At 63.7% G+C, this 18834-nt stretch carries 19 protein-coding genes and 1 tRNA gene; 8 read left to right on the top strand and 12 right to left on the bottom strand.

What is annotated here, in order from left to right; genetic code table 11:
* Positions 1-153 precede the first annotated feature (153 nt).
* Both hfq and hflX read left to right on the top strand, forming a co-directional pair.
* Positions 154-750, top strand: coding sequence for an RNA chaperone Hfq (hfq, locus tag EDF57_RS02020; RefSeq protein ID WP_134092910.1), 597 nt, complete (start codon positions 154-156; stop codon positions 748-750).
* 22 nt (positions 751-772) lie between these two features.
* The gene (hflX, locus tag EDF57_RS02015) at positions 773-2113 is read left to right on the top strand and encodes a GTPase HflX (protein WP_134092909.1); all 1341 of its coding nucleotides are present in this window, start codon (positions 773-775) and stop codon (positions 2111-2113) included.
* On the opposite strand, the gene mazG is transcribed toward hflX, so the two are convergent.
* The 10 genes from mazG to EDF57_RS01965 form a co-directional block, all read right to left on the bottom strand.
* The gene (gene mazG, locus EDF57_RS02010; protein WP_134093255.1) at positions 2090-2878 is read right to left on the bottom strand and encodes a nucleoside triphosphate pyrophosphohydrolase; all 789 of its coding nucleotides are present in this window, start codon (positions 2876-2878) and stop codon (positions 2090-2092) included. The genes hflX and mazG overlap by 24 nt on opposite strands.
* 77 nt (positions 2879-2955) lie before the next feature.
* Positions 2956-3141, bottom strand: coding sequence for a hypothetical protein (locus EDF57_RS02005; protein ID WP_132262790.1), 186 nt, complete (start codon positions 3139-3141; stop codon positions 2956-2958).
* The gene (locus EDF57_RS02000; protein WP_132262788.1) at positions 3138-3917 is read right to left on the bottom strand and encodes an MBL fold metallo-hydrolase; all 780 of its coding nucleotides are present in this window, start codon (positions 3915-3917) and stop codon (positions 3138-3140) included. Before EDF57_RS02000 ends, EDF57_RS02005 begins: the two co-directional genes overlap by 4 nt.
* Positions 3914-4690: a TatD family hydrolase gene (locus EDF57_RS01995; protein WP_134093254.1), complete on the bottom strand. Its 777-nt coding sequence runs from the start codon at positions 4688-4690 to the stop codon at positions 3914-3916. Before EDF57_RS01995 ends, EDF57_RS02000 begins: the two co-directional genes overlap by 4 nt.
* Positions 4690-6264, bottom strand: coding sequence for a methionine--tRNA ligase (gene metG / locus EDF57_RS01990; RefSeq protein WP_134092908.1), 1575 nt, complete (start codon positions 6262-6264; stop codon positions 4690-4692). The genes EDF57_RS01995 and metG overlap by 1 nt, the downstream gene beginning before the upstream one ends.
* Before the next feature lie 31 nt (positions 6265-6295).
* Entirely contained in the window at positions 6296-7270 is a 975-nt protein-coding gene (locus tag EDF57_RS01985) for a DNA polymerase III subunit delta' (RefSeq protein ID WP_134092907.1), read from the bottom strand.
* Complete coding sequence (gene tmk / locus EDF57_RS01980) at positions 7267-7914, bottom strand: dTMP kinase (RefSeq protein WP_134092906.1); 648 nt, start codon at positions 7912-7914, stop codon at positions 7267-7269. The genes EDF57_RS01985 and tmk overlap by 4 nt, the downstream gene beginning before the upstream one ends.
* Complete coding sequence (locus EDF57_RS01975; RefSeq protein WP_132262780.1) at positions 7911-9083, bottom strand: D-alanyl-D-alanine carboxypeptidase family protein; 1173 nt, start codon at positions 9081-9083, stop codon at positions 7911-7913. The genes tmk and EDF57_RS01975 overlap by 4 nt, the downstream gene beginning before the upstream one ends.
* A 61-nt stretch (positions 9084-9144) precedes the next feature.
* The gene (locus EDF57_RS01970) at positions 9145-10173 is read right to left on the bottom strand and encodes an SPOR domain-containing protein (protein ID WP_134092905.1); all 1029 of its coding nucleotides are present in this window, start codon (positions 10171-10173) and stop codon (positions 9145-9147) included.
* Entirely contained in the window at positions 10157-11245 is a 1089-nt protein-coding gene (locus EDF57_RS01965; protein WP_134092904.1) for a lytic murein transglycosylase, read from the bottom strand. Before EDF57_RS01965 ends, EDF57_RS01970 begins: the two co-directional genes overlap by 17 nt.
* Before the next feature lie 186 nt (positions 11246-11431).
* Here EDF57_RS01965 and EDF57_RS01960 point away from each other — a divergent pair.
* From EDF57_RS01960 to EDF57_RS01935, 6 genes are all read left to right on the top strand, one after another.
* A tRNA-Ser gene (locus EDF57_RS01960) sits at positions 11432-11521 on the top strand.
* A 173-nt stretch (positions 11522-11694) separates the two neighbouring features.
* On the top strand, positions 11695-12543 hold the full coding sequence (locus EDF57_RS01955) for a TIGR03620 family F420-dependent LLM class oxidoreductase (protein ID WP_134092903.1): 849 nt from the start codon (positions 11695-11697) through the stop codon (positions 12541-12543).
* A gap of 77 nt (positions 12544-12620) precedes the next feature.
* Entirely contained in the window at positions 12621-13571 is a 951-nt protein-coding gene (locus EDF57_RS01950) for a patatin-like phospholipase family protein (RefSeq protein ID WP_166675160.1), read from the top strand.
* 140 nt (positions 13572-13711) lie between these two features.
* On the top strand, positions 13712-13840 hold the full coding sequence (locus tag EDF57_RS01945; protein WP_132264101.1) for an entericidin A/B family lipoprotein: 129 nt from the start codon (positions 13712-13714) through the stop codon (positions 13838-13840).
* 546 nt (positions 13841-14386) lie between these two features.
* Positions 14387-15772, top strand: a complete 1386-nt coding sequence (locus EDF57_RS01940; protein ID WP_134093253.1) for a metallophosphoesterase family protein — start codon at positions 14387-14389, stop codon at positions 15770-15772.
* A gap of 255 nt (positions 15773-16027) precedes the next feature.
* Positions 16028-17179, top strand: a complete 1152-nt coding sequence (locus EDF57_RS01935) for a sulfotransferase (RefSeq protein WP_134092901.1) — start codon at positions 16028-16030, stop codon at positions 17177-17179.
* 61 nt (positions 17180-17240) lie between these two features.
* Here EDF57_RS01935 and EDF57_RS01930 read toward each other — a convergent pair whose 3' ends face one another.
* Together EDF57_RS01930 and EDF57_RS01925 are read right to left on the bottom strand one after the other, a co-directional pair.
* Positions 17241-18284: an AI-2E family transporter gene (locus EDF57_RS01930; RefSeq protein WP_166675159.1), complete on the bottom strand. Its 1044-nt coding sequence runs from the start codon at positions 18282-18284 to the stop codon at positions 17241-17243.
* A gap of 202 nt (positions 18285-18486) precedes the next feature.
* Positions 18487-18765: a hypothetical protein gene (locus EDF57_RS01925; RefSeq protein ID WP_132262768.1), complete on the bottom strand. Its 279-nt coding sequence runs from the start codon at positions 18763-18765 to the stop codon at positions 18487-18489.
* Between the last annotated feature and the right edge of the window lie 69 nt (positions 18766-18834).

Here is an 18834-nt window from a genome sequence, read left to right as displayed (position 1 = left end):
AAGCCCTTTTTGCGAACCTGTCACAAGAGTGCTACATTTTCGGCGTTTACTGCACTGCAGCAACTGAGTAGATTCCGATTCGAGAACGGCTTCGGGAGTTCCGAAGCCAGATCGCGGACCGCAAAGCGGCCGCCAAAAAAAAGGAGAAATGATATGGCCGGCCGTACGCTGACCGCTCGTCCGCGACCCACGCCGCCCCCCGCGGCCGAAACCGAAGCCGACCCCGCCACGGAAACCGTGGCACCGCCTCCCGTTTCCGCCGGGACCTCGGCAGGGAAGGGGCAGAACCTTCAGGACCAGTTCCTCAACCTCCTGCGCAAGAACAAGACTCCCGTGACCATGTTCCTGGTCAAGGGCGTGAAGCTGCAGGGCATTGTCACCTGGTTCGACAATTTCTCCATTCTTCTGCGCCGCGACGGCCAGTCGCAGCTCGTCTACAAGCACGCGATCTCGACGATCATGCCGTCGACCCCGGTCGATGCCCGCCAGTTCTCCAGCGGCGCGGACAATGGCAAGAAGACGCGTGTCCTTCAGGACGTGTTTCTTTCCAGCATCCGCAACGCCGGCGTTCAGGTCACGATGTTCCTGATCAATGGCGTCATGTTGCAGGGCCGCGTCGCTGCATATGACCTGTTCTGCATGCTGCTGGAGCGTGAAGGTTACGTCCAGCTTGCGTACAAGCATGCCGTTTCGACGATTCAGCCCGTGACTCCGGTCGACCTTCAGGCGCATGAAGAAGCCGAAGACTGACAACACCGGAAGCTGAACTGATTTGAACGACGAACTCAAGGGCGAGGTCACGCGCGGCGCGCGTGCCCTCGTCGTTTATCCGCAGATGCGTGGACGAGGGGATCTCGATCCCGAAGCGCGTCTCGAAGAGGCCAGGGGCCTTGCCGCAGCGATCGGCCTTGTTGTGGCGGAAGCCATGGCCATCCCGATCCGCGAACCGCGCGCCGGCACGCTTTTCGGCGAAGGGCAGATCCAGAACATCTCCGTCGCCTGCGAGCTGAACGAGGCGGAACTGATCATCGTCGACGGTTCGCTGTCGGCCATCCAGCAGCGCAATCTCGAAGAAAAGCTCAAGCGCAAGGTCATCGACCGCACCGGCCTGATCCTCGAAATCTTCGGCGAGCGCGCGGCAACGGCAGAGGGGCGGCTTCAGGTCGAACTCGCGCACCTGGACTACCAGGCCGGCCGCCTCGTGCGTAGCTGGACTCACCTGGAACGCCAGCGCGGCGGCTTCGGCTTCCTCGGCGGTCCCGGCGAAACGCAGATCGAGGCGGATCGCCGCATGATCCGCGATCGCATGGCCAAGATCCGGCGCGAACTGGAGCAGGTTCGCCGCACACGCGGGTTGCACCGCGATCGCCGCGAAAAGGCCCCTTGGCCCATCGTCGCGCTCGTGGGTTATACCAATGCCGGGAAGTCTACGCTTTTCAACTACCTGACTGGCGCCGACGTGATGGCCGAAGACCTCCTCTTCGCCACGCTCGATCCCACCATGCGGGCCATCCGCTTGCCGGCCGTGGAAAAGGCGATCCTGTCCGACACGGTGGGCTTCATCTCCGACCTTCCGACGCAGCTGGTCGCGGCTTTCCGCGCGACACTCGAGGAAGTGAACGCCGCAGACATCATTCTGCACGTCCGCGATATCGCCAACCCCGATACGGATTCGCAGAAAAGGCAGGTCCTCGAAGTTCTCGCCGATCTCGGTGTGATCGGCGGGGAAGGGGAGCCCGATGACGAGGAGGCCCTTGCCAGTTCCATCCCGATCATCGAGGTCTGGAACAAGTGGGACCTGCTCACCCCGACGCAGGCAGGCGAAATGCGCGAAGCCATGGCGCAGCGGCCGGAAGAGATCATCGTTCCGACTTCCGCGCGCACCGGAATGGGCTGCGACTTCCTGCTGGAAACCGTCGGTGCGGCGCTGACGGCTGACGCGAAAGTCTATTCTTTCGTCATTCCGGCGGCCGATGGCCAGCGTCTGGCTTTCCTTCACGCACGCGGCGAAGTGTTGGCGGAAGAGGATGCGGGCGAGGGGCCGGATGGTCCCCAGCTCCGCCTGCAAGTTCGCCTTGCGGAACGTGAACTAGGTCGTTTCAGCGCGCTCTGAGGTTTTCACGGCCTGCCAATAGGCCTCCTGCTCATCGAGTGGGAGGCCTTCGAAGGCCTGGCCGTCGCGCTGGGCGAAGGCTTCCATGGCGCGGAAGCGGCGCTCGAACTTGGCATTGGCAGCGCGCAGTGCGTCCTCAGGAGCGATCCCGTGGAGGCGTACCAAGTTGACGGCGGCGAACAGCAGATCGCCGGCTTCTTCCAGTTTCTCGGCGTCGCTGGCTTGCTCCAGCTCTTCCATTTCCTCATGGACCTTCGCGGCAGCACCGCTGGGATCGGGCCAGTCGAAGCCCACGCGTGCGGCACGCTTCTGGAGCTTCTCGGCGCGCATCAGCGCTGGCAGGGAAATCGCGACGCCGTCGACGGCGCTGGTTTCACCTTTGGCGCTGCGCTCACTGGCTTTGACCTTTTCCCATCGCTCGGTCTGGGCGCCTCCGGTGCGATCGTCACCGAAGATGTGGGGGTGCCGCGCTTCCAGTTTGTTCGAAATGGCGTCCGCCACGTCGCCGAAGACGAAATGTCCGTCTTCTTCGGCCATGCGCGCGTGGAATACGACCTGGAGCAGAAGGTCACCGAGTTCGTCGCGCAAACCGGGAATATCCTGGCGCTCGATGGCATCTGCAACTTCGTAGGCTTCCTCGATCGTATAAGGCGCGATGGTCGCGAAGTTCTGCGCGAGATCCCATTCGCAACCGGAAACCGGATCGCGGAGACGCGCCATGATCGAAAGAAGGCGGTCAAGCTGCTGGTGACGCTGAGGCGTCATCGAGGGGGTCATCGAAGCGTCGGTCATAGAGATCGATAATACATCTTATGTTAAATCATGGGACAAGGCAGGACGGATCATTGCCGGATCTGGAACCCGCTGACCTGGATGATTGCCACCAGACCGATGATGATCGCGGCCCAGATCAGAGCCATCTTGAGCATGGTTCCCATCGGCATGGCACGAAACCGGGAATTGCTGGTGACCAGAATGAGCGCACCGATCACGGAGATGACGGCTACGATCAATCCGGTCTGGCTCATGGTTCGATCACCATTCCATCAAATGCGACCCGGACATTCTCGGGCACTTCGCCGCTGAGTGTCGCATAATCCATGCTCTTGTCGAGGTGTGTCAGCACGGCCTGGCCAACGCGGCAGACTTCGGTGATTTCCAGCGCCATGCCCAGATGCGCATGGGTCGGATGCGGTTCGCGGCGAAGGCAGTCCACCACGAGCAGATCGGCGCCGTAGCACAAGTCGACCATCCCGCGGGTAATCTCACTGAAGTCAGTAAGATAACATACTGATTTTCCGTCACAATCGAATCGGAAGCCGGTGGATTCCGTCGGACCATGCGGCATCTGGGTGTGATCCACCCGGTAGCCTTCGCAAAGTCGCACCGTATCGAGATTATCCAGCGAAATCAGTGTGGGATAACCATACTGCCCGGCAAAGACATAACCGAAGCGCTGGCGCAGTCGGCGGACGGTTTCCGAGTGAGCGAAACCGGGGATCGGTCCCGCGCGGCCGTAGCGCAAGGGGCGCAAGTCGTCGATGCCGTGGCAATGATCGGCGTGATCATGGGTCCAGAAAACGGCGTCGATCCGGTGAACTTCGTTAGCGAGTAGCTGTGCCCGCAAGTCGGTGGGCGTATCGACCAGGATGCGACTTCCGGCGTCGCTCTCCAGGATGATCGAGACGCGCGTGCGCCGGTTCTTCGGCTCCTCGGGATCGCAGAGGCCCCAGTCTGCTCCGAATTCGCCGCCAAGGCGGGGAACCCCGGTGGAGGTGCCGCAGCCAAGGATCGTCACTTTCACGCAGCAGCTTTCTTGAACAGATTGAAGAAGTTGCGGGTCGTTGCTGAGCCTAGTTCTTCTATCGAAATGCCGCGAAGGTCGGCAACGAACCGCGCCGTGTCGGCCGTATAGGCCGGCTCGCAGCGCTTCCCGCGATGGGGAACGGGTGCGAGAAACGGAGAATCCGTTTCGACCAGAAGCCGATCCTCGGGAATGGTCGCGACGACGCCCTGCAAGTCCTGCGCGTTCTTGAACGTGACGATCCCGGATATCGAGATCGAGAGGCCGAGGTCGAGCACTTTGCTTCCGAAATCGGCGCTTGCGGTGAAGCAGTGGATCAAGGCGGGGAAGGCGCCCTTCCCCATCTCGTCTTCGAGTATCCGGAAAGTATCGTCCTCAGCGTCGCGGGTGTGAATGATCAGCGGCAGGCCGGTCTTGCGCGAAACGGTGATGTGCGTGCGAAACAGGGCCTGCTGAACCTCGCGATCCGACTTGTCGTAATAGTAATCGAGACCGGTTTCCCCGATGCCGACGACCTTGGCGTGCTGCGTCGCTTCGAGCAAGGCTGCCTCGCCGAGGTCGGCGTGCTGGTCCGCCTCATGCGGGTGGATGCCCACCGATGCCCAGACATCCGGATAGCGCGCTGCGGTGCCGACCACCCTCTCCCACTCGCTGCGGCGCGTGGAAATGTTCAGGAATCCGCGAATGCCGGCCGATCGAGCCCGGTCGAGCACGCCGTCCTGGTCTTCGACGAGGCCTTCGTATTCGAGATGGCAGTGCGAATCGATCAGCATCACGCCTGCGCATCCTCCGGAAGTTCCAGACGGGGGAAGACGCCCACCGGCTTCTCGACCTTGAAGCCGCTGGCGGCCAAGGTCTCGAACCATTGCTGATCGGTCAGGGCCGCGAAATCTCGTGCGCCGGCGTTCTGTCCCATCTGGTCGAGCAGCTTGTCGATGGAGCCCGGAACGACCGGGCGAACGGCAATGGCGAGGTCGCGGACGACGCGGAAGAGCATCATCAGCACCGCTTCCATACGCTCGGGGTCGGATTTGCGCAGGGCCCAGGGCGCCTGATCGTCGACATACTGGTTGCAGGCGAACACCGCCCGCATCCAGGCTTCGAGGCCTTCGCTGAACGAGAGTTCGTCAAAGCTCTTGCGCAGGCCCGCCATGCCTTCTGCGACGGCTGCCAGCAGTTGCGCATCGGCATCGGTTTGCGAATGACCAGCCTTAAGTTCGCCATCCATGTTCTTGAATATCATGGAAAGACTTCGCTGCGCCAGATTGCCGAAGCTGTTGGCCAGTTCGGCATTGGCACGCGTGACGATAGCTTCCGGAGACCAGGAACCGTCCTGTCCGAATGCCACTTCGCGCATCAGGAAGTAGCGGACCATGTCCACGCCGAAGGTTTCGGCCAGACCGATCGGATCGGTCACATTGCCGAGGGACTTCGATTCCTTCTGCCCGCGGTTGAGCAAAAAGCCATGGCCGAACACCTGTTTGGGCAGTTCGAGGCCGGCGCTCATCAGGAAGGCGGGCCAGTAGACCGTGTGGAAGCGGACGATGTCCTTGCCGATCAGGTGCAGGTCGGCGGGCCAGAACTTCGCGAACTCCGCGGTCTCGTCCGGGAAACCGAGGCCGGTGATGTAGTTCGTGAGGGCATCGACCCAGACGTACATCACGTGCTGCGCGCCGTCCGAACCCTCGGCGGTGGGCACCTTGATGCCCCAGTCGAAGCTGGTGCGGGAGACCGAAAGGTCGCGCAGACCGCCTTCCACGAAGCGCAGGATTTCGTTCTTGCGCGTTTCGGGGCGGATGAAATCGGTCGAATTATAAAGCTCGATCAGCTTGTCCTGATAGCGGGACAGGCGGAAGAACCACGATTCCTCGACCGTCCATTCTACAGGCGTGCCTTGCGGAGAAAGCTTCTCACCGCCCTCGCCCGCGATCAGTTCGCCTTCGTCATAATAGGCTTCGTCGCGGATCGAGTACCAGCCCTCGTAGCGGTCGAGATAGAGATCGCCATTGGCTTCCATCCGGCGCCACAATTCCTGCGTCGCGGCGTGATGGCGCGGTTCGGTGGTGCGGATGAAGACATCGTAATCGATATCAAGACCGTCACACATCTCCTTGAAGTAAGAAGACATTTCCGTCGCAAGCTCTGCCGGCGTCGTGCCAAGGTCGCGGGCCTTCTGGGCCATTTTCAGGCCGTGCTCGTCGGTCCCGGTCTGGAACCGGACGTCGAAGCCCTCCGCCTTCTTGAAGCGAGCGATGACGTCGGCGGCGATCGCTTCGTAGGCGTGGCCGATGTGCGGCTTGCCGTTGGGATAGCTGATCGCGGTGGTGATGTAATAGGGCTCGCCCATGCGGCGTCGGGCTTTCTTTTGCAGGAGTTTCTTAGCGAGCCGTCTCTCTAGGCATCGCCGTCGATGCCAGCAACCCGCCAATTTCCATTATCAGGAGACCGGCATCGAAATTGTAGGTCGGTGCCTGGTTCGACAGGACGGTCAAGGCACTGTGGGCTTCGATCATGCGGCGCTGCCTGGCCGTCGAGGCTTGCGGCAACTCGTGAGCGAGCACCGTGCGGGCAAGCTCCAGCGTGGCCAGTTGCCGGTCGCGCGCGGGCCTGCCGCCCATTTCCTCGGCCAGACTGCCGCGCAGATCGTATTCGGCGTCGCCTTCGCGCAGGATCTGCATCATCAGGCGGTGAATGCTTCCAAGATCGTGCTCGACGAAGCTCAGGGCGATCCCCGGCGAACCCTGTGCGGCATCGATGGCGGCGCGGCGTGTGTCCGCATCCGCTTCCGGGATGTCGCGCCGGATCACTGCATCGAGTTCGTGCTCGTCCAGGGCCGCAAAGCGCAGGATGCGGCAGCGTGAACGAATGGTTGGAAGCAAGCGCCCAGGCTGGTGGGCCAGGAGCAGGAAATACGTACCGGCGGGCGGCTCTTCCAGGGCCTTGAGCAGCGCATTGACCGCGCCCTTTTCCATGTCATCCGCCGGATCGATGATGATCGCGCGGCGGTCGCCCATGGTCGGCTTGGTGGCGAGACGACGGATCATCTCGCGCACCTGATCGACGGAGATGTTGCGCTTGGTCTGGTAGGGCTTGCCCTCGGCCTTCTTCTTGGCCTCGTCATCGTTGGCGGGAAGATGCTCGAGGATGTAGATGTCCGGGTGCATCCTCGGGTCTGGCCGAGGCTCGCCGGGAGCACGCACGAGTTCCGCTGCCGCGGTGCGCGCGAAGGCGGCTTTGCCGAGCCCCTTCCCGCCGGCCAGCAGCCAGGCGTGATGCATCCGCTCGGACCCGATTGCGGCGAGCCATTCCTCCCATGCCGCCTTCTGCCCGATGAACGGCAGGTCTTCGTTCATCGCAGGTCGCCGAGTGCGGCAACTATGGCAGCGCAGGTCTGCTCGGGCGTGCCGTCGCCGTCGATGCGGACGAACCGCTTCGGTTCGGCATCGGCGAAGCTGGCAAAGGCCTGGGCGACACGGGCGTGGTAGGCCGCGTCGCGGCTGCCGATGCGGTCCGTGCCGTCAATGTCGCGCAAGGCCAGTCGCCCTGCGGCGACTTCGGGCGAGACTTCGATCAGCACGGTGACGTCCGGTAGCATGTCCTCGCTGCCGATGGCGTGGAGCGTGCGCAAGTCGTTATCGGACAAGCCGCCGCCGCCGCCTTGATAGGCCCGGCTCGAGTCCAGGAAACGGTCGCAGATCACCCAGGTGCCGCGCTGCAATGCCGGACGGATCAGCTTCTCGACATGGTCCGATCGTGCGGCCGCGAACAGCAGGGCTTCGGCGCGGGGACCCCAGCCACCTGCGTCACTGTCGTTCTCGTCTCCGACGCCATGGAGCAGGAGCGCGCGGATCGCTTCGGCCCCGACCGTGCCGCCAGGCTCGCGGGTGGTCACGACGTCGATGCCGCGGCTGCGCAGGGCTTCTGCCAGAAGGCGCGACTGGGTGGACTTTCCTGCCCCCTCGCCGCCTTCCAGCGCAATGAATCGTCCTCGGGTCATGAGAAGAAGCTGATAAGCCCGTTCATCAGTCTGTCCAGCGGTCCGGCGACGCCAACGTCTTTACCCGCGTAAAGCGGGACGTGCCCCGGGGCGAGACCTTCGACCCTGATTTCCAGTTCTCCCACCTGATCGCCCTTGCGGATCGGCGCGACCAGCGGTCCCTTGTAATGGACCGCGAGCGAAACCTTCTCGTGCCCGCCCTTGGGCAGCGTGGCATGAACTTCCCGATTGGCCACCAGCGGAACCGAGCGGGCGTCTCCGCCCTGCACCCGGGCCTGGCTTACGGGCTGACCCTGGTCAAAGAGATGCCGTGCATCCCAGGCGGAGAAACCCCATTCCAGCAGGGCCTTGGCAGCGTCGTCGCGGACCTTGGGCTTGGGCGATGCCGCAAGCATCATCACGAGGCGGCGCCCGCCGCGTTCGGCCGTGCCGAGGAAGTTGTAGCCCGCCTCGCGGGTGTAGCCGGTCTTGATGCCGTCGGCGCCGGGGACCACGCCCACCGTCGGATCGTGGCTGCGCATGGCGACATCGCGCCACATGTAATGCTTCACGCCCGAGAACTCGTGGTAGAGCTGCGGGTGGCGGGTGATCATGGCGTCGGCCAGCTTCACCATGTCGCTGGCGGTGATGTAGGTATGGCCGTCGTCCATCCAGCCGTTGGGCGTGTTGTAATGGCTGCCGGTCATGCCGATGCGGCGCGCTGCTGCGTTCATCATCGCCGCCCAGGCGGGAACGCTGCCGGCGTAGCCCTGTGCAAGCACGATGGCGCCGTCGTTCGACGATGCCGTCATGACGCCATGAAGCAAGTCGCGAACGGTGGGATGATCCTTTTCCGTCAGGTACATGGACGTACCTTTGGCGAACCATTCCTTGGCCGTTTCGGGGCGTACCGACATCTGCCGGTCCAGGCTGAGGCGGCCGGCGTCGATCTCTTCGAAAGCGACGAAGGCGGTCATGACCTTGGTGACCGATGCCGGCAGGAATGGCACGTCCGGACGGCGCTGGACGAGCACCTGGCCCGAACCGATATCGACCAGGATGCTGACCGGGATCGGTGCTAGCTCGGCTGGCGGCGTGGGGATCGCGGCATTCGCTGCCGTAGCGACGGGACCGGAAACAAGGCTCGCCGAAGTGGCAAGCAGGAGGGCAGACTTCAGGAAGGATTTCAAGGCGCGACTTCTCCCCGCGCGCCCAGGACGGGCGCGGTGGCGTGCGCGAAACGACCCTTTATCAATCCGCGCGCTGGATTCGTGCGTCGCTATACCCTGCTGCCTTGGCCTTCTCCAGCGCTGCGGCAGCTTGTGCACGGTTTGCGAAGGGCCCCATCCGGACGCGCCAGAACTTGCCGCCCTGGATCACGCTGGCACCAAGCTGGCTGGCGGACTTGCGGGCATTCGCCTCGACGGAGAAAGCCCCTACCTGGACCACTTCGCTGCCCTTTCGAGCCGGCTTGTCGGTTGTGGTCACGGCTTTTGCATGAGGTGCGGAAACGGCCGGTGTTGGGCGCGAAGCTGGTGCGCTTGGCCGGGGCTTCGGGGCAGGCACGGGGGCCACGAAAGGCGCAGGAGACGCCGGAGCGGCTTTGCGCGGCGGCAGTTTCGGTTCCGCGCCAGCCACCTGCGGGGCGGCGGGAGCAGCCTGCTCCGCTGGGGTCAGCGCTTTCGGATTTGGTGCTTTCGGCATCGTCGGCGGCGTTGAGGGCGGCGGCAGCAGCGGCGATTGCTCCGCCAGCTTGCGGCGGAGAACCTTGAGCAGGCCTTCCGGGGTCTCCATGCGCGCGGGCACCGGGGTGCCGCTACGCAGGGCGGCCCGCTCGACTTCCGGCGGATTGACCCTGCGGACGCGGACAGCAGAACGTGCGCCGGACGCCAGTCCGAGTTGCGCGGCCGCCTCTGGCGCCAGTTCCAGCAGCGCGTCGTTGGTCATGGGGCCGCGGCGTTCGAGCCGGACGAGGATGGTCCGGCCGCTGTCCAGCGCGGTCACTTCCACATAGCTGGGCAGAGGCAGCGTCTTGTGCGCCGCGGTAACCCCCGTGCCGTCGCCGACTTGTGCATAGCCTACCGCGTCGTAATTGAGCTGGTCGACGGGCGTCCAGGTGACGGCGCCGATGGTGAACGGCTCGCCCACGACGACGGGGTAATCCGCAGCGGGTCCGGTTATCCGCGCCGGTGCGCTCTCACTGCCCTGCGCCGGTGCGGCCAGGGAAGCGGTCAGAAACAGCGCTGCGAGCGGCAGGGCATGGTTAACGGGCAATCTCATCTGCAAGCAACCCCACGGACAGTGCGTAGTAGTTCGAGCAGTTGTACTGGAGGATCACCCGATAATTACCGGTTAACAGATAGGCCGGCGTGCCGGGACCGTCGGGCTGGAACAGCGAGGTCAGCACCGAATCTCCGATCGGTCGCTGCGCGGTTACGCCGAGGGCGCGCCATTCGGAAACGGTCTTCCATTGGCCGTGACGGGCATGGACCCGGTCGCACGTCGGCGCGGCGAGCTTGCTGCCGTAGGCATTGGCGTTGAAGCCCGAAGGCAGGGAGGCAGGAACGCCCCAGGGCTGCCCGGGACGCCAGCCGGAATCGCGGAAATAGTTGGCGATCGAGGCGATCGTATCGGCCGGGCTGGTGAAGATGTCGCGCGTGCCGTTGCCGTCACCGTCCACGGCCAGGCGCAAGTAGACGCTTGGCAGGAACTGGGGATAGCCGAAGGCCCCTGCCCAGCTTCCCTTGAGGCGATAAGGGGGCACGCCCTGGTCCACCATCTTCAGCAGCGCGACCAGTTCGCCTTCGAACAGCCCGCGGCGGCGGCCTTCCCAGGCAAGTGTCGCCAGCGATCGTGCCAGGTCGAAGTCGCCGACATAGCTGCCGTAATTGGTTTCATGCCCCCAGATCGCGAAGAGCACCGGTGCCGGTACGCCGTAACGCCGCTCTATGCTGGGGAGGATGCCGGAAAGCTCCGCATAGCGGGAACGCCCGCGGGCGATGATGCTGGAGCCGACATGTTGCGCGATATAAGGCGCGACAGGCGGCGGCGTGGTGGAGCGGCTCGGCTGCGCCGAATCGAGTTCGATAACCCGTTGATTCGGAACCAGTCCGGTAAGAACCCTCGAAATCGTCGCATCGCTGACACCCTCGCGGCGAGCCCGCGCGCCAACCGTTTGCAGGTAGGCCTGGAAGGTCTGGCCCGCCACGGTCTGCGGCGCGGCGCTTTGATAGGCGCTTTGGCCGATGTCCTGCACGACGGGCTGCGCATCCACCGAAGCGGTCGGCAACATGGCCAGAGCGACGACAAGAAGAGGATGGCGCAAGGGACGTAGCTTCAGGGAGACAGTCATCCCCGCAAATCTTGCACAATGCGGCGGCGTTGCAAATGGCTGGCGTGCATCCCCCGTGGACAGTCACCGCAAGCGAGCAGCCTTCCGTCCCGATCGCGTGACCTGCCGCACCGGAAACGGATTGGCCGGACCGCTGCAGTCGACACTTGCAAGCCGCTCCGATTGCTCTATGCGCTCTCGCGGTAAGGACAGGTGGCCGAGTGGTTTAAGGCAGCGGTCTTGAAAACCGCCGTGGGTGCAAGCTCACCGTGGGTTCGAATCCCACCCTGTCCGCCATCACCCCCGAAGACTGCCGCCCACCAGGCGTGACGCGGATATTCCTCGTTCCCGAACGGGGCGCTGATACCGCTCGGGCGTTGAAGACCCTCCTCGAACCTGGCGCGATCTCCCTTATGAGGAAGGCAAAGGCGCAATGCAGTGTTCCGCGCCGGCAGCTTGGGAGAACGCCAATGCCTTCGCTTGGACGGATCGGCGTATGGTCCATGGAATTGCGGTTCGGCGACGCTGGCCAGGCCGCCCACGCGGCGGCGGAACTCGACGAAATGGGCTATGGAACCTTGTGGATCCCGGGCGGCATCGGCGGGGATGTCACGGGCGATATCGAACGGCTGCTCGATGCCACGCGGCATGCGACGATAGCCACCGGCATTCTCAATATCTGGAAGCACGATCCCGAGGAGATCGCTGCCTGGTGGAACGGACTGGCGGATGGGCGGAAGGAGCGGGTGTTTCTCGGGCTCGGCGTAAGCCATTCGCATATCGTGGGCGAGGCTTACGCACGGCCGCTGACGGTGATGTCCTCCTATCTAGACCGTCTGGATGACGCCGGCCTGCCTGAAGAAGCGCGCTGTCTGGCGGCGCTGGGTCCGAAGATGCAGGCCCTGGCACGCGACCGATCCGCGGGCAGCCACCCTTACCTCGTCTCGCCAGAGCATACCCGGTCGGCCCGGGAGGCGCTCGGTCCGGGGCGCATTCTGGCGCCTGAACAAGGTGTGGTTCTGGACGAGGATCCGGCAAGCGCCCGCGAAAAGGCGCGCGGCGCGCTTTCGCAATATGTGCAGTACCCCAATTATCGCAACAGCTGGCAGAGGCTCGGGTTCAGCGTGGCGGAGATCGATGCGCTGGACGATCGTCTGGTGGACAGCTTGTTCGCTTGGGGCGACGTGGCCACGATCAAGGCGCGGCTCGATGACCATTGGGCCGCGGGTGCGGACCATGTCTGCATTCAGGCCGTGACTGGAAAAGGTCTCGATATCGAAGCGTCGATGGAAGTCTGGAGGGCTGTCGCAGCCGGGTGACATGACATCTTTGCTGATGCGCCCCGCGGCCAGTCATAATATCATGGCGGCCTTCCTCGCGGATCAGGAGAGACACGGTGCCATCCAGACTTGCGATAGTATTGAGCGGCGGCGGCGCGAAGGGAGCGTTTCAGGTCGGCGTTCTCGATGCCTTGATGACCAAGCATGGCGTTAAACCTGCCATCGTGGTGGGAACCTCCACCGGCGCAATTCAGGCCCTTGCCGCTGCGCAGAACGATATTCCGGGACTGCTCGACGTATGGCTCGGGCTGCGCGGCGATCAGGATATCTTCAGGAAGCGCGGCGGCGTGGCGGGCGCGGTCCTGTTCGGGGAGAAGGCAATCTACGACGCGGCACCTCTCCGGCGCCTTCTCAAGCAGTTCGCCGATCCTGCGAAGCTTGCTGCGTCCGGCGTCGACCTGCGACTCGGAGTGGTGAACCTTCAGAGCGGGGAGTTCAGGACGATCGACAAGACCGTCCCGAACATCGAAAACTGGGTCTATGCCAGTTGCGCGATGCCGGTGTTTTTCGATCCGCTCCAGACCAGCGACAAACAACAATGGGTCGACGGGGGTGTAAGAGACGTCACCCCGCTGGGAGCGGCGCTCGAACTCAACCCTACGGGCGTCATCGTCATTCGGGCCTCACCAGCCAGCGGCTCCCCTTCGACAAGGAAATACGGCGGCCTGATCGACATCGGGCTGCGCGCCGTGAACCTCTTGCAGTCCGAGGTCTCCCGGAACGACCTCATGAACACGTCGCTGATCAACGATGTCCTCGCGGCGCGCGACCAGATGTTCACCGCGCTGGAGGCCAGCGGAACGCCTGCCAACGAAGCGGCCCGGTTGCTGCTTCCGTTGGACAACCAGATATCCCGATACCGCTTCGCACAAGTGCGGGTGATCGAGCCCCGCGAAGAGTTCTCCGACACGCTGGAGTTCGATCCCGCCAAGATCCGCCGCGCGATCGAGGCGGGCCGTGCCGCCGTCGAGGAGCAATGGCCGGCCATTCAGGCTCTGGTCAGCTGAAATTGCCCTGTTCCAAGCCGGCGGAAGGTACTGTCCGATCAAAATTTCACATTCGATCGAAAGTACCGGAACCCGGGGGATTTTAGAGGTTTGATCCTTCTCGCAGTCACGAAGGCTGCCTGAGAACCGGAAACATGAAGATGAAGAAAATAATCATTGCCATTATCGCGGGAAGCGTCGTGATGTCTGTGGCTGCCTGCAATACCGTCAAAGGCGCTGGCCGCGATGTGCAGTCCGTGGGTCAGGCTGGTGAAGACGCTATCAAGTAAAAATTGGGATGAAATAAGGATGGGCATGACCATGCGCTGATGTCCTGATTTCATCTCGAATTACAAGGCTGATCCAAGCGTTGTGAACACCAAGCGTTGTGAACGATCAGGGGCAACAACGCTCCTGATCGTTAACCGCGGAATAGACTGACCTCTTGAAGTAAAGACCGTGCGGCTTTGTCTTCAGGAACATCCAGCCCGTAGACTGATCCGAGGCCTGCGCTGGCTATCTCCGGCCACCGGTTTCGCGGGCGCGTTCGCCCGGTTATCCGAGAAGGATGGCAGGAAACTGACGCAAGTGTCATGCAACCGTCATTTCCTTGGCCAAGTAGCCCCGTGAGTGCCGGCGTCGTCGGCAAACAGCCTCAGAAGCGGACCGTGATCCTCTGGAGATGGGCCGAGGTCGGCCCCGCTGCCGCCCGGCCCCCTGCCTGATGTCACACGGCCGGGCCGCTGCGCCGCTATTTCCGGAGCCATCGAACCATGCCATCCATGCCCCGCCCCTGCCTTGCTACCGCACTGGCGCTTTGTATCGCGCAGCCCGTCATGGCCCAATCTCCGGCGGTACACTCTCGGCCCGTAGAATCTTCGGCCGCGCAGCAGGCGGTTCCGCGCTCGGCAGGCACGCCCTATGCCTCGCGCAATCTGCCAGATCGGATCATGTTGACCCCCGCAGCCGACCCCAGCACCGGCATGGCCGTGGCCTGGCGCACCGACGTCGCGCAGACCGCCAGCGAGGCGCAGATCGCCATCGCCGTGGACGGGCCGACGCTGGAAGAGAAAGCGGTTCTTGTGACCGGCACGCCGGGTGTGGCCAAGGACAGCGCCAATGGTCCCGCGCTCTACCACCAACTCCGCTTCGAGAAACTGACGCCCGACACCGTCTATGCCTACCGCCTCAAAGGCAGCGCGGGCTGGACGGAATGGATGCAGTTCCGCACCGCCTCCGCAGAGGCGAAGCCGTTCCGGTTCCTCTATCTCGGCGATATCCAGAATGGCATCCTGACGTACGCCAGCCGGGTGATCCGCCAAGCGTTCCATGCCAATGGCGGGATCGAACTGGTGCTCCACGCAGGAGACCTCGCCGCCCAGCGCGACGATCTCGATCATGACGATGAGTGGGGCGAATTCAATCAGGCCGGCGGCTACAACTGGAGCATCGTTCCCCAGTTGCCCGCTACCGGCAACCACGAATATGTCGACGTGGCACTGCCCAACGGGGCGGAAAGCCGCAAGCTCGGCCCTTATTGGCCGCTGCAGTTCGCGCTGCCTGCGAATGGCGCGCCGGGCGTGAAGGCCACGACCTACTTCGTCGATTATCAGGGTGTGCGCTTCATCGTGCTGGACGGCACGTCCGCGATCGATCTGGGCACCATGGCGCAGCAGACCCGCTGGCTGGACGAGACCCTCGCCTCCAGCAAGGCGAAGTGGAATGTCGTACTGTTTCACCAGCCGGTCTTCACTTGCGCTCGCCCGCAGGACACCTCGGAGGTCAAGCAGGCCTGGAAGCCGGTATTCGACAGCCGCAAGGTCGACCTCGTCCTGCAGGGGCACGACCATTGCTACAGCCGCCTGACCTCGGAAGCGGGGCGAGAGGCGTCCGCAGCCATGCGCAAGGACGGCAAAGTCCAGGGGCCGGTCTATCTGGTGTCGGTAACGGGCGCCAAGATGTACGGCCTGAACGATCGCGCCCGCACGCAGCCCGACAAGACGGCCGAAGCGACCGAACTCTATCAGGTCGTGGATGTTTCAGGCGACACTCTGAAGTTCCGCACCTTCACGGCTTCGGGCAAGCTCTATGACGGCTTCGACCTTGAGCGCCGGACGGACGGCAATCACCTGATCGACATTGCAGAGCCCACGATTGCCGTGCGGACTTGCCTTGGCAACGTCGGCCCCGACGGCGGCAAGTGCGTGGCTCGCGGTAAGTAAGTGCCAGTGAAGCCGGGACATCGGTTCGGTTCGATGTTCCGGCTGACCGAGCCACCTTCTCGACACACAGGCATCCCGCAAGAGCGGCGCAATATGGCCTGATCTCCATAACGCGGCCAGATCGCGATGTAGCGGCCGATTGCCGTCGGCGCCGCGCCGCAACAGACTTCCCGGCAAGAGAAGTGGCGCAAAACGCCATGGTCCGGTCGAAGCGACTATCCGGCGACCGGTGCCCGAAGCAATGGGAGAGCTTGGATGACACTGGCCGAAACGATCGTCTCCGGCGCGCGCGAGCGCTCGGGCAACACCACTTGGGACGATGTCGAAATCCGCGAGCCGCTGCGGATCCTGACCGAAGCGATCGAGGACGAGGCGAACCTGACGGACATGGGCCTTGCCGTGTTCACCCGCAATGCCACCGAATACCTCGCCAATCGCATGCGGGTGGAGGACTGGCTGGCCCGCCATCCCGAGATCCTGGACGCCCCGGTTGAAAGGCCCACGTTCGTATTCGGCCTGCCCCGCACCGGGACGACCCTGACGATCAACCTGCTCAACGAAGACCCGGCGCGCCGCTGTTTCCTGCGGTGGGAGGCCTTCGCCTCGACCCCGCCGCCGAGGCCGGAGGAGTTCCACGCCGGGCCGCGCTACGAGGCGGCGCAGGCGCAGATCGACCATTCGCTGAAAGCCATGCCGCACATTTCGGCGATTCATCACGAGGATGGCGACAGTCCGTGCGAGTGCCAGTTCTCAATGGCGCCGAGCTTCGTATCCCAAGTCTTTGATTCCCAGTATAACATTCCCAGTTATCATCGTTGGTTTCTGGATGAGGCGGACTACCTGCCCGCCTTCCGCCACCAGAAGCGCCTGCTGCAACTTCTCCAATCGCAGGCGCCCGGCCGCTGGACGCTGAAGAACCCATGGCATCCGCTCTATCTGGACGCGCTGACCGAAGTCTATCCAGACGCCCGTCTGGTGATGACGCACCGGAACCCGGTGGAAGTGGTGGGCTCCGCCTGCAGCCTGGTGTGGAACGTGCGGCGCATGTTCAGCGAGAGCGTGGACCGCGCGGCGATCGGCCGCGACATGGTGGAGACGTTCGTGGTCATGATCGCCCGGCAGAACGATTTCCGCAGGCGCCATGGCCGCAACGCGATCCATGACGTGCTCTACACCGAACAGCTTCGCGACCCGCTGGGCACGATGCGCCGCCTCTACGCGCATTTCGGCGAGGAACTGAGCGGCGAAGCGGCCGCAAACATGCAGCGCTACCTGGACGACAAGCCCAAGGACCGCTTCGGCAAGCACAGTTACGATCTGGCCGACTACGGTCTGACCGCTGGAGAAATCCGCGAGCGCTTCGCCGACTACTGCGCCGATTTCGACGTGGCGATGAGCCCCGCCTGAAAGGCAGCCCTGCGCCTCCGGCCTGGCTTCGCCGGCGGCGCAGGGCGGCCTTCAGCGGCGCCTAGCCCGGTCGCGGCTCGACCCACTGCCGCCAGACGAGCAGCAGCGCAGCCATGATGACGGGGCCGATGAAGAGCCCGACCAGCCCAAGTTCGGCCAGCCCACCGAAAGCGCCGATCATGGCGAGCAGGAATGGCAGCTTTACCGCGCTGCCGATCACGGCCGGTTGCACGACGTTGTCGCCAACGGTCATCACCGTCACGCCGAAGCCGAACAGCAGGCACCCGGCCAGAACATGGCTGGTGCCGATCAATATGAGACTGGCCAGACCAAAAGCGGCCCAGGCGCCGAAAGGCACCAGCGCCAGCGCAATCGTGAAAGTCCCGAACAGCAGCGGCTGCGGCACGCCGGCCACGGCGTAGGCGATCCCCAGGATGCCGCCTTCCAGCACCGAGACGAGGACCGTGCCGTTGACGGTCGCCCGAACGGCTCCGACCATCCGCTCCAGGAAGTCGCCCCCGAAAACGCCGAACATCCGTATCGACACCTCGCGGGCCTGTCGGCCGATCAGCATGCCGCGGGAAAGCAGGGAGACCAGGGCGAACAAGGTGACCAGGAACAACGCGGATTCCCGGGCCACTTCGCTGCCGATCGACCGCGTCCAGGTGAGGATCGAGCTTGCGCTGAAAGAGCCGAGCAAGGCGTTTGCAGCCTGGGGATTGCCGATATACTGCTGCCAGTAGAGCGCGGCACGGTTTCCGATCAACGGCAACGATGGCAGCCACGCCGGCATCGGAATGCCGGTTTGCTGAACCTCTTGGAGCCAGTGCATCGCCGCTTGGCTTTCCTGCATCAGCGTGACCGCAGCCAGCGAAAGCGGCCCTATGACGACCAGTGCGGTTACGACCGCAAAGCCTGTCGCAAGCCACGCAGGGTGATTCGGGAACCGCTGAAGCGCGCGCCGGTAAAGTGGCCATTCGGCCATGGCGATAACCGCCGCCCAGGCAAGAGGCGTCAGGAATTCACGCGCCATCCAGATCGCCAGCACGGCGATCAGGGCCGTCAGGCAAATCTGCCGCGTCCTGACGCCGGCAGGTTCTGTCATGGAAGCGGGCGCGTCATGAGCAGGCGGATGTTCGGATAGTGCCTCGCTCATGACATCGCCCTATCCTCGCAGGCACCGCGGACCATTATCTCTCCCGGTGCAGCGACAGCCGAACCGTGAGACCTGCCCGATCGATCTGGACAGTCAGGCCAGATACGACCCGGCCCTTCCGATATCGGCCATCGGCGGCCTGGCGAGAGGCCTAGCCGTTTCCGGCGGGTTTCATGCTGCCGATAGCGGCATCGATCATGACCTGCCACGCGTCATGCGCGTCGCTGTTCCCTACCGAGTGCCCGCGCTCGTGTTCCAGCAGCTTGTGGCCCGCCTCGCACATCACGGGGGTGGGGACGCGAAGCGCCCGAATGACGGTGCGGACGTTCTCTCTCAATTGTTCCTGTGCATCCGGCGTGAGACGGTGGAATTCGTCACCGTCATGCTGCGCCTTGGCCAGCGCTTGTGCGGCTCGTTCGATCAGCGGCATCCAGCTCTCCCTTTCTTGCAATTTCGAGACAGGCTATCACGGCCCGCGGTTCGCACAACAGGGTTTGCG

It is taken from the genome of Novosphingobium sp. PhB55 (assembly GCF_004368805.1).
Lineage (GTDB): Bacteria > Pseudomonadota > Alphaproteobacteria > Sphingomonadales > Sphingomonadaceae > Novosphingobium.
This window is presented reverse-complemented; position numbering and strand designations above follow the sequence as displayed.

Bases quoted from the DNA above. Each gene is read 5' to 3' on its own strand.
- EDF57_RS02005 (WP_132262790.1), bottom strand. From the start codon at position 3,141: ATGAGCCAGACCGGATTGATCGTAGCCGTCATCTCCGTGATCGGTGCG.
- EDF57_RS01970 (WP_134092905.1), bottom strand. From the start codon at position 10,173: ATGAGATTGCCCGTTAACCATGCCCTGCCGCTCGCAGCGCTGTTTCTG.
- tmk (WP_134092906.1), bottom strand. From the start codon at position 7,914: ATGACCCGAGGACGATTCATTGCGCTGGAAGGCGGCGAGGGGGCAGGA.
- mazG (WP_134093255.1), bottom strand. From the start codon at position 2,878: ATGACGCCTCAGCGTCACCAGCAGCTTGACCGCCTTCTTTCGATCATG.
- EDF57_RS01985 (WP_134092907.1), bottom strand. From the start codon at position 7,270: ATGAACGAAGACCTGCCGTTCATCGGGCAGAAGGCGGCATGGGAGGAA.
- EDF57_RS01940 (WP_134093253.1), top strand. From the start codon at position 14,387: ATGGCCCAATCTCCGGCGGTACACTCTCGGCCCGTAGAATCTTCGGCC.
- EDF57_RS01935 (WP_134092901.1), top strand. From the start codon at position 16,028: ATGACACTGGCCGAAACGATCGTCTCCGGCGCGCGCGAGCGCTCGGGC.
- EDF57_RS01965 (WP_134092904.1), bottom strand. From the start codon at position 11,245: ATGACTGTCTCCCTGAAGCTACGTCCCTTGCGCCATCCTCTTCTTGTC.
- EDF57_RS01995 (WP_134093254.1), bottom strand. From the start codon at position 4,690: ATGCTGATCGATTCGCACTGCCATCTCGAATACGAAGGCCTCGTCGAA.
- EDF57_RS01955 (WP_134092903.1), top strand. From the start codon at position 11,695: ATGCCTTCGCTTGGACGGATCGGCGTATGGTCCATGGAATTGCGGTTC.
- metG (WP_134092908.1), bottom strand. From the start codon at position 6,264: ATGGGCGAGCCCTATTACATCACCACCGCGATCAGCTATCCCAACGGC.
- EDF57_RS01925 (WP_132262768.1), bottom strand. From the start codon at position 18,765: ATGCCGCTGATCGAACGAGCCGCACAAGCGCTGGCCAAGGCGCAGCAT.
- EDF57_RS01930 (WP_166675159.1), bottom strand. From the start codon at position 18,284: ATGACAGAACCTGCCGGCGTCAGGACGCGGCAGATTTGCCTGACGGCC.
- EDF57_RS01945 (WP_132264101.1), top strand. From the start codon at position 13,712: ATGAAGAAAATAATCATTGCCATTATCGCGGGAAGCGTCGTGATGTCT.
- hfq (WP_134092910.1), top strand. From the start codon at position 154: ATGGCCGGCCGTACGCTGACCGCTCGTCCGCGACCCACGCCGCCCCCC.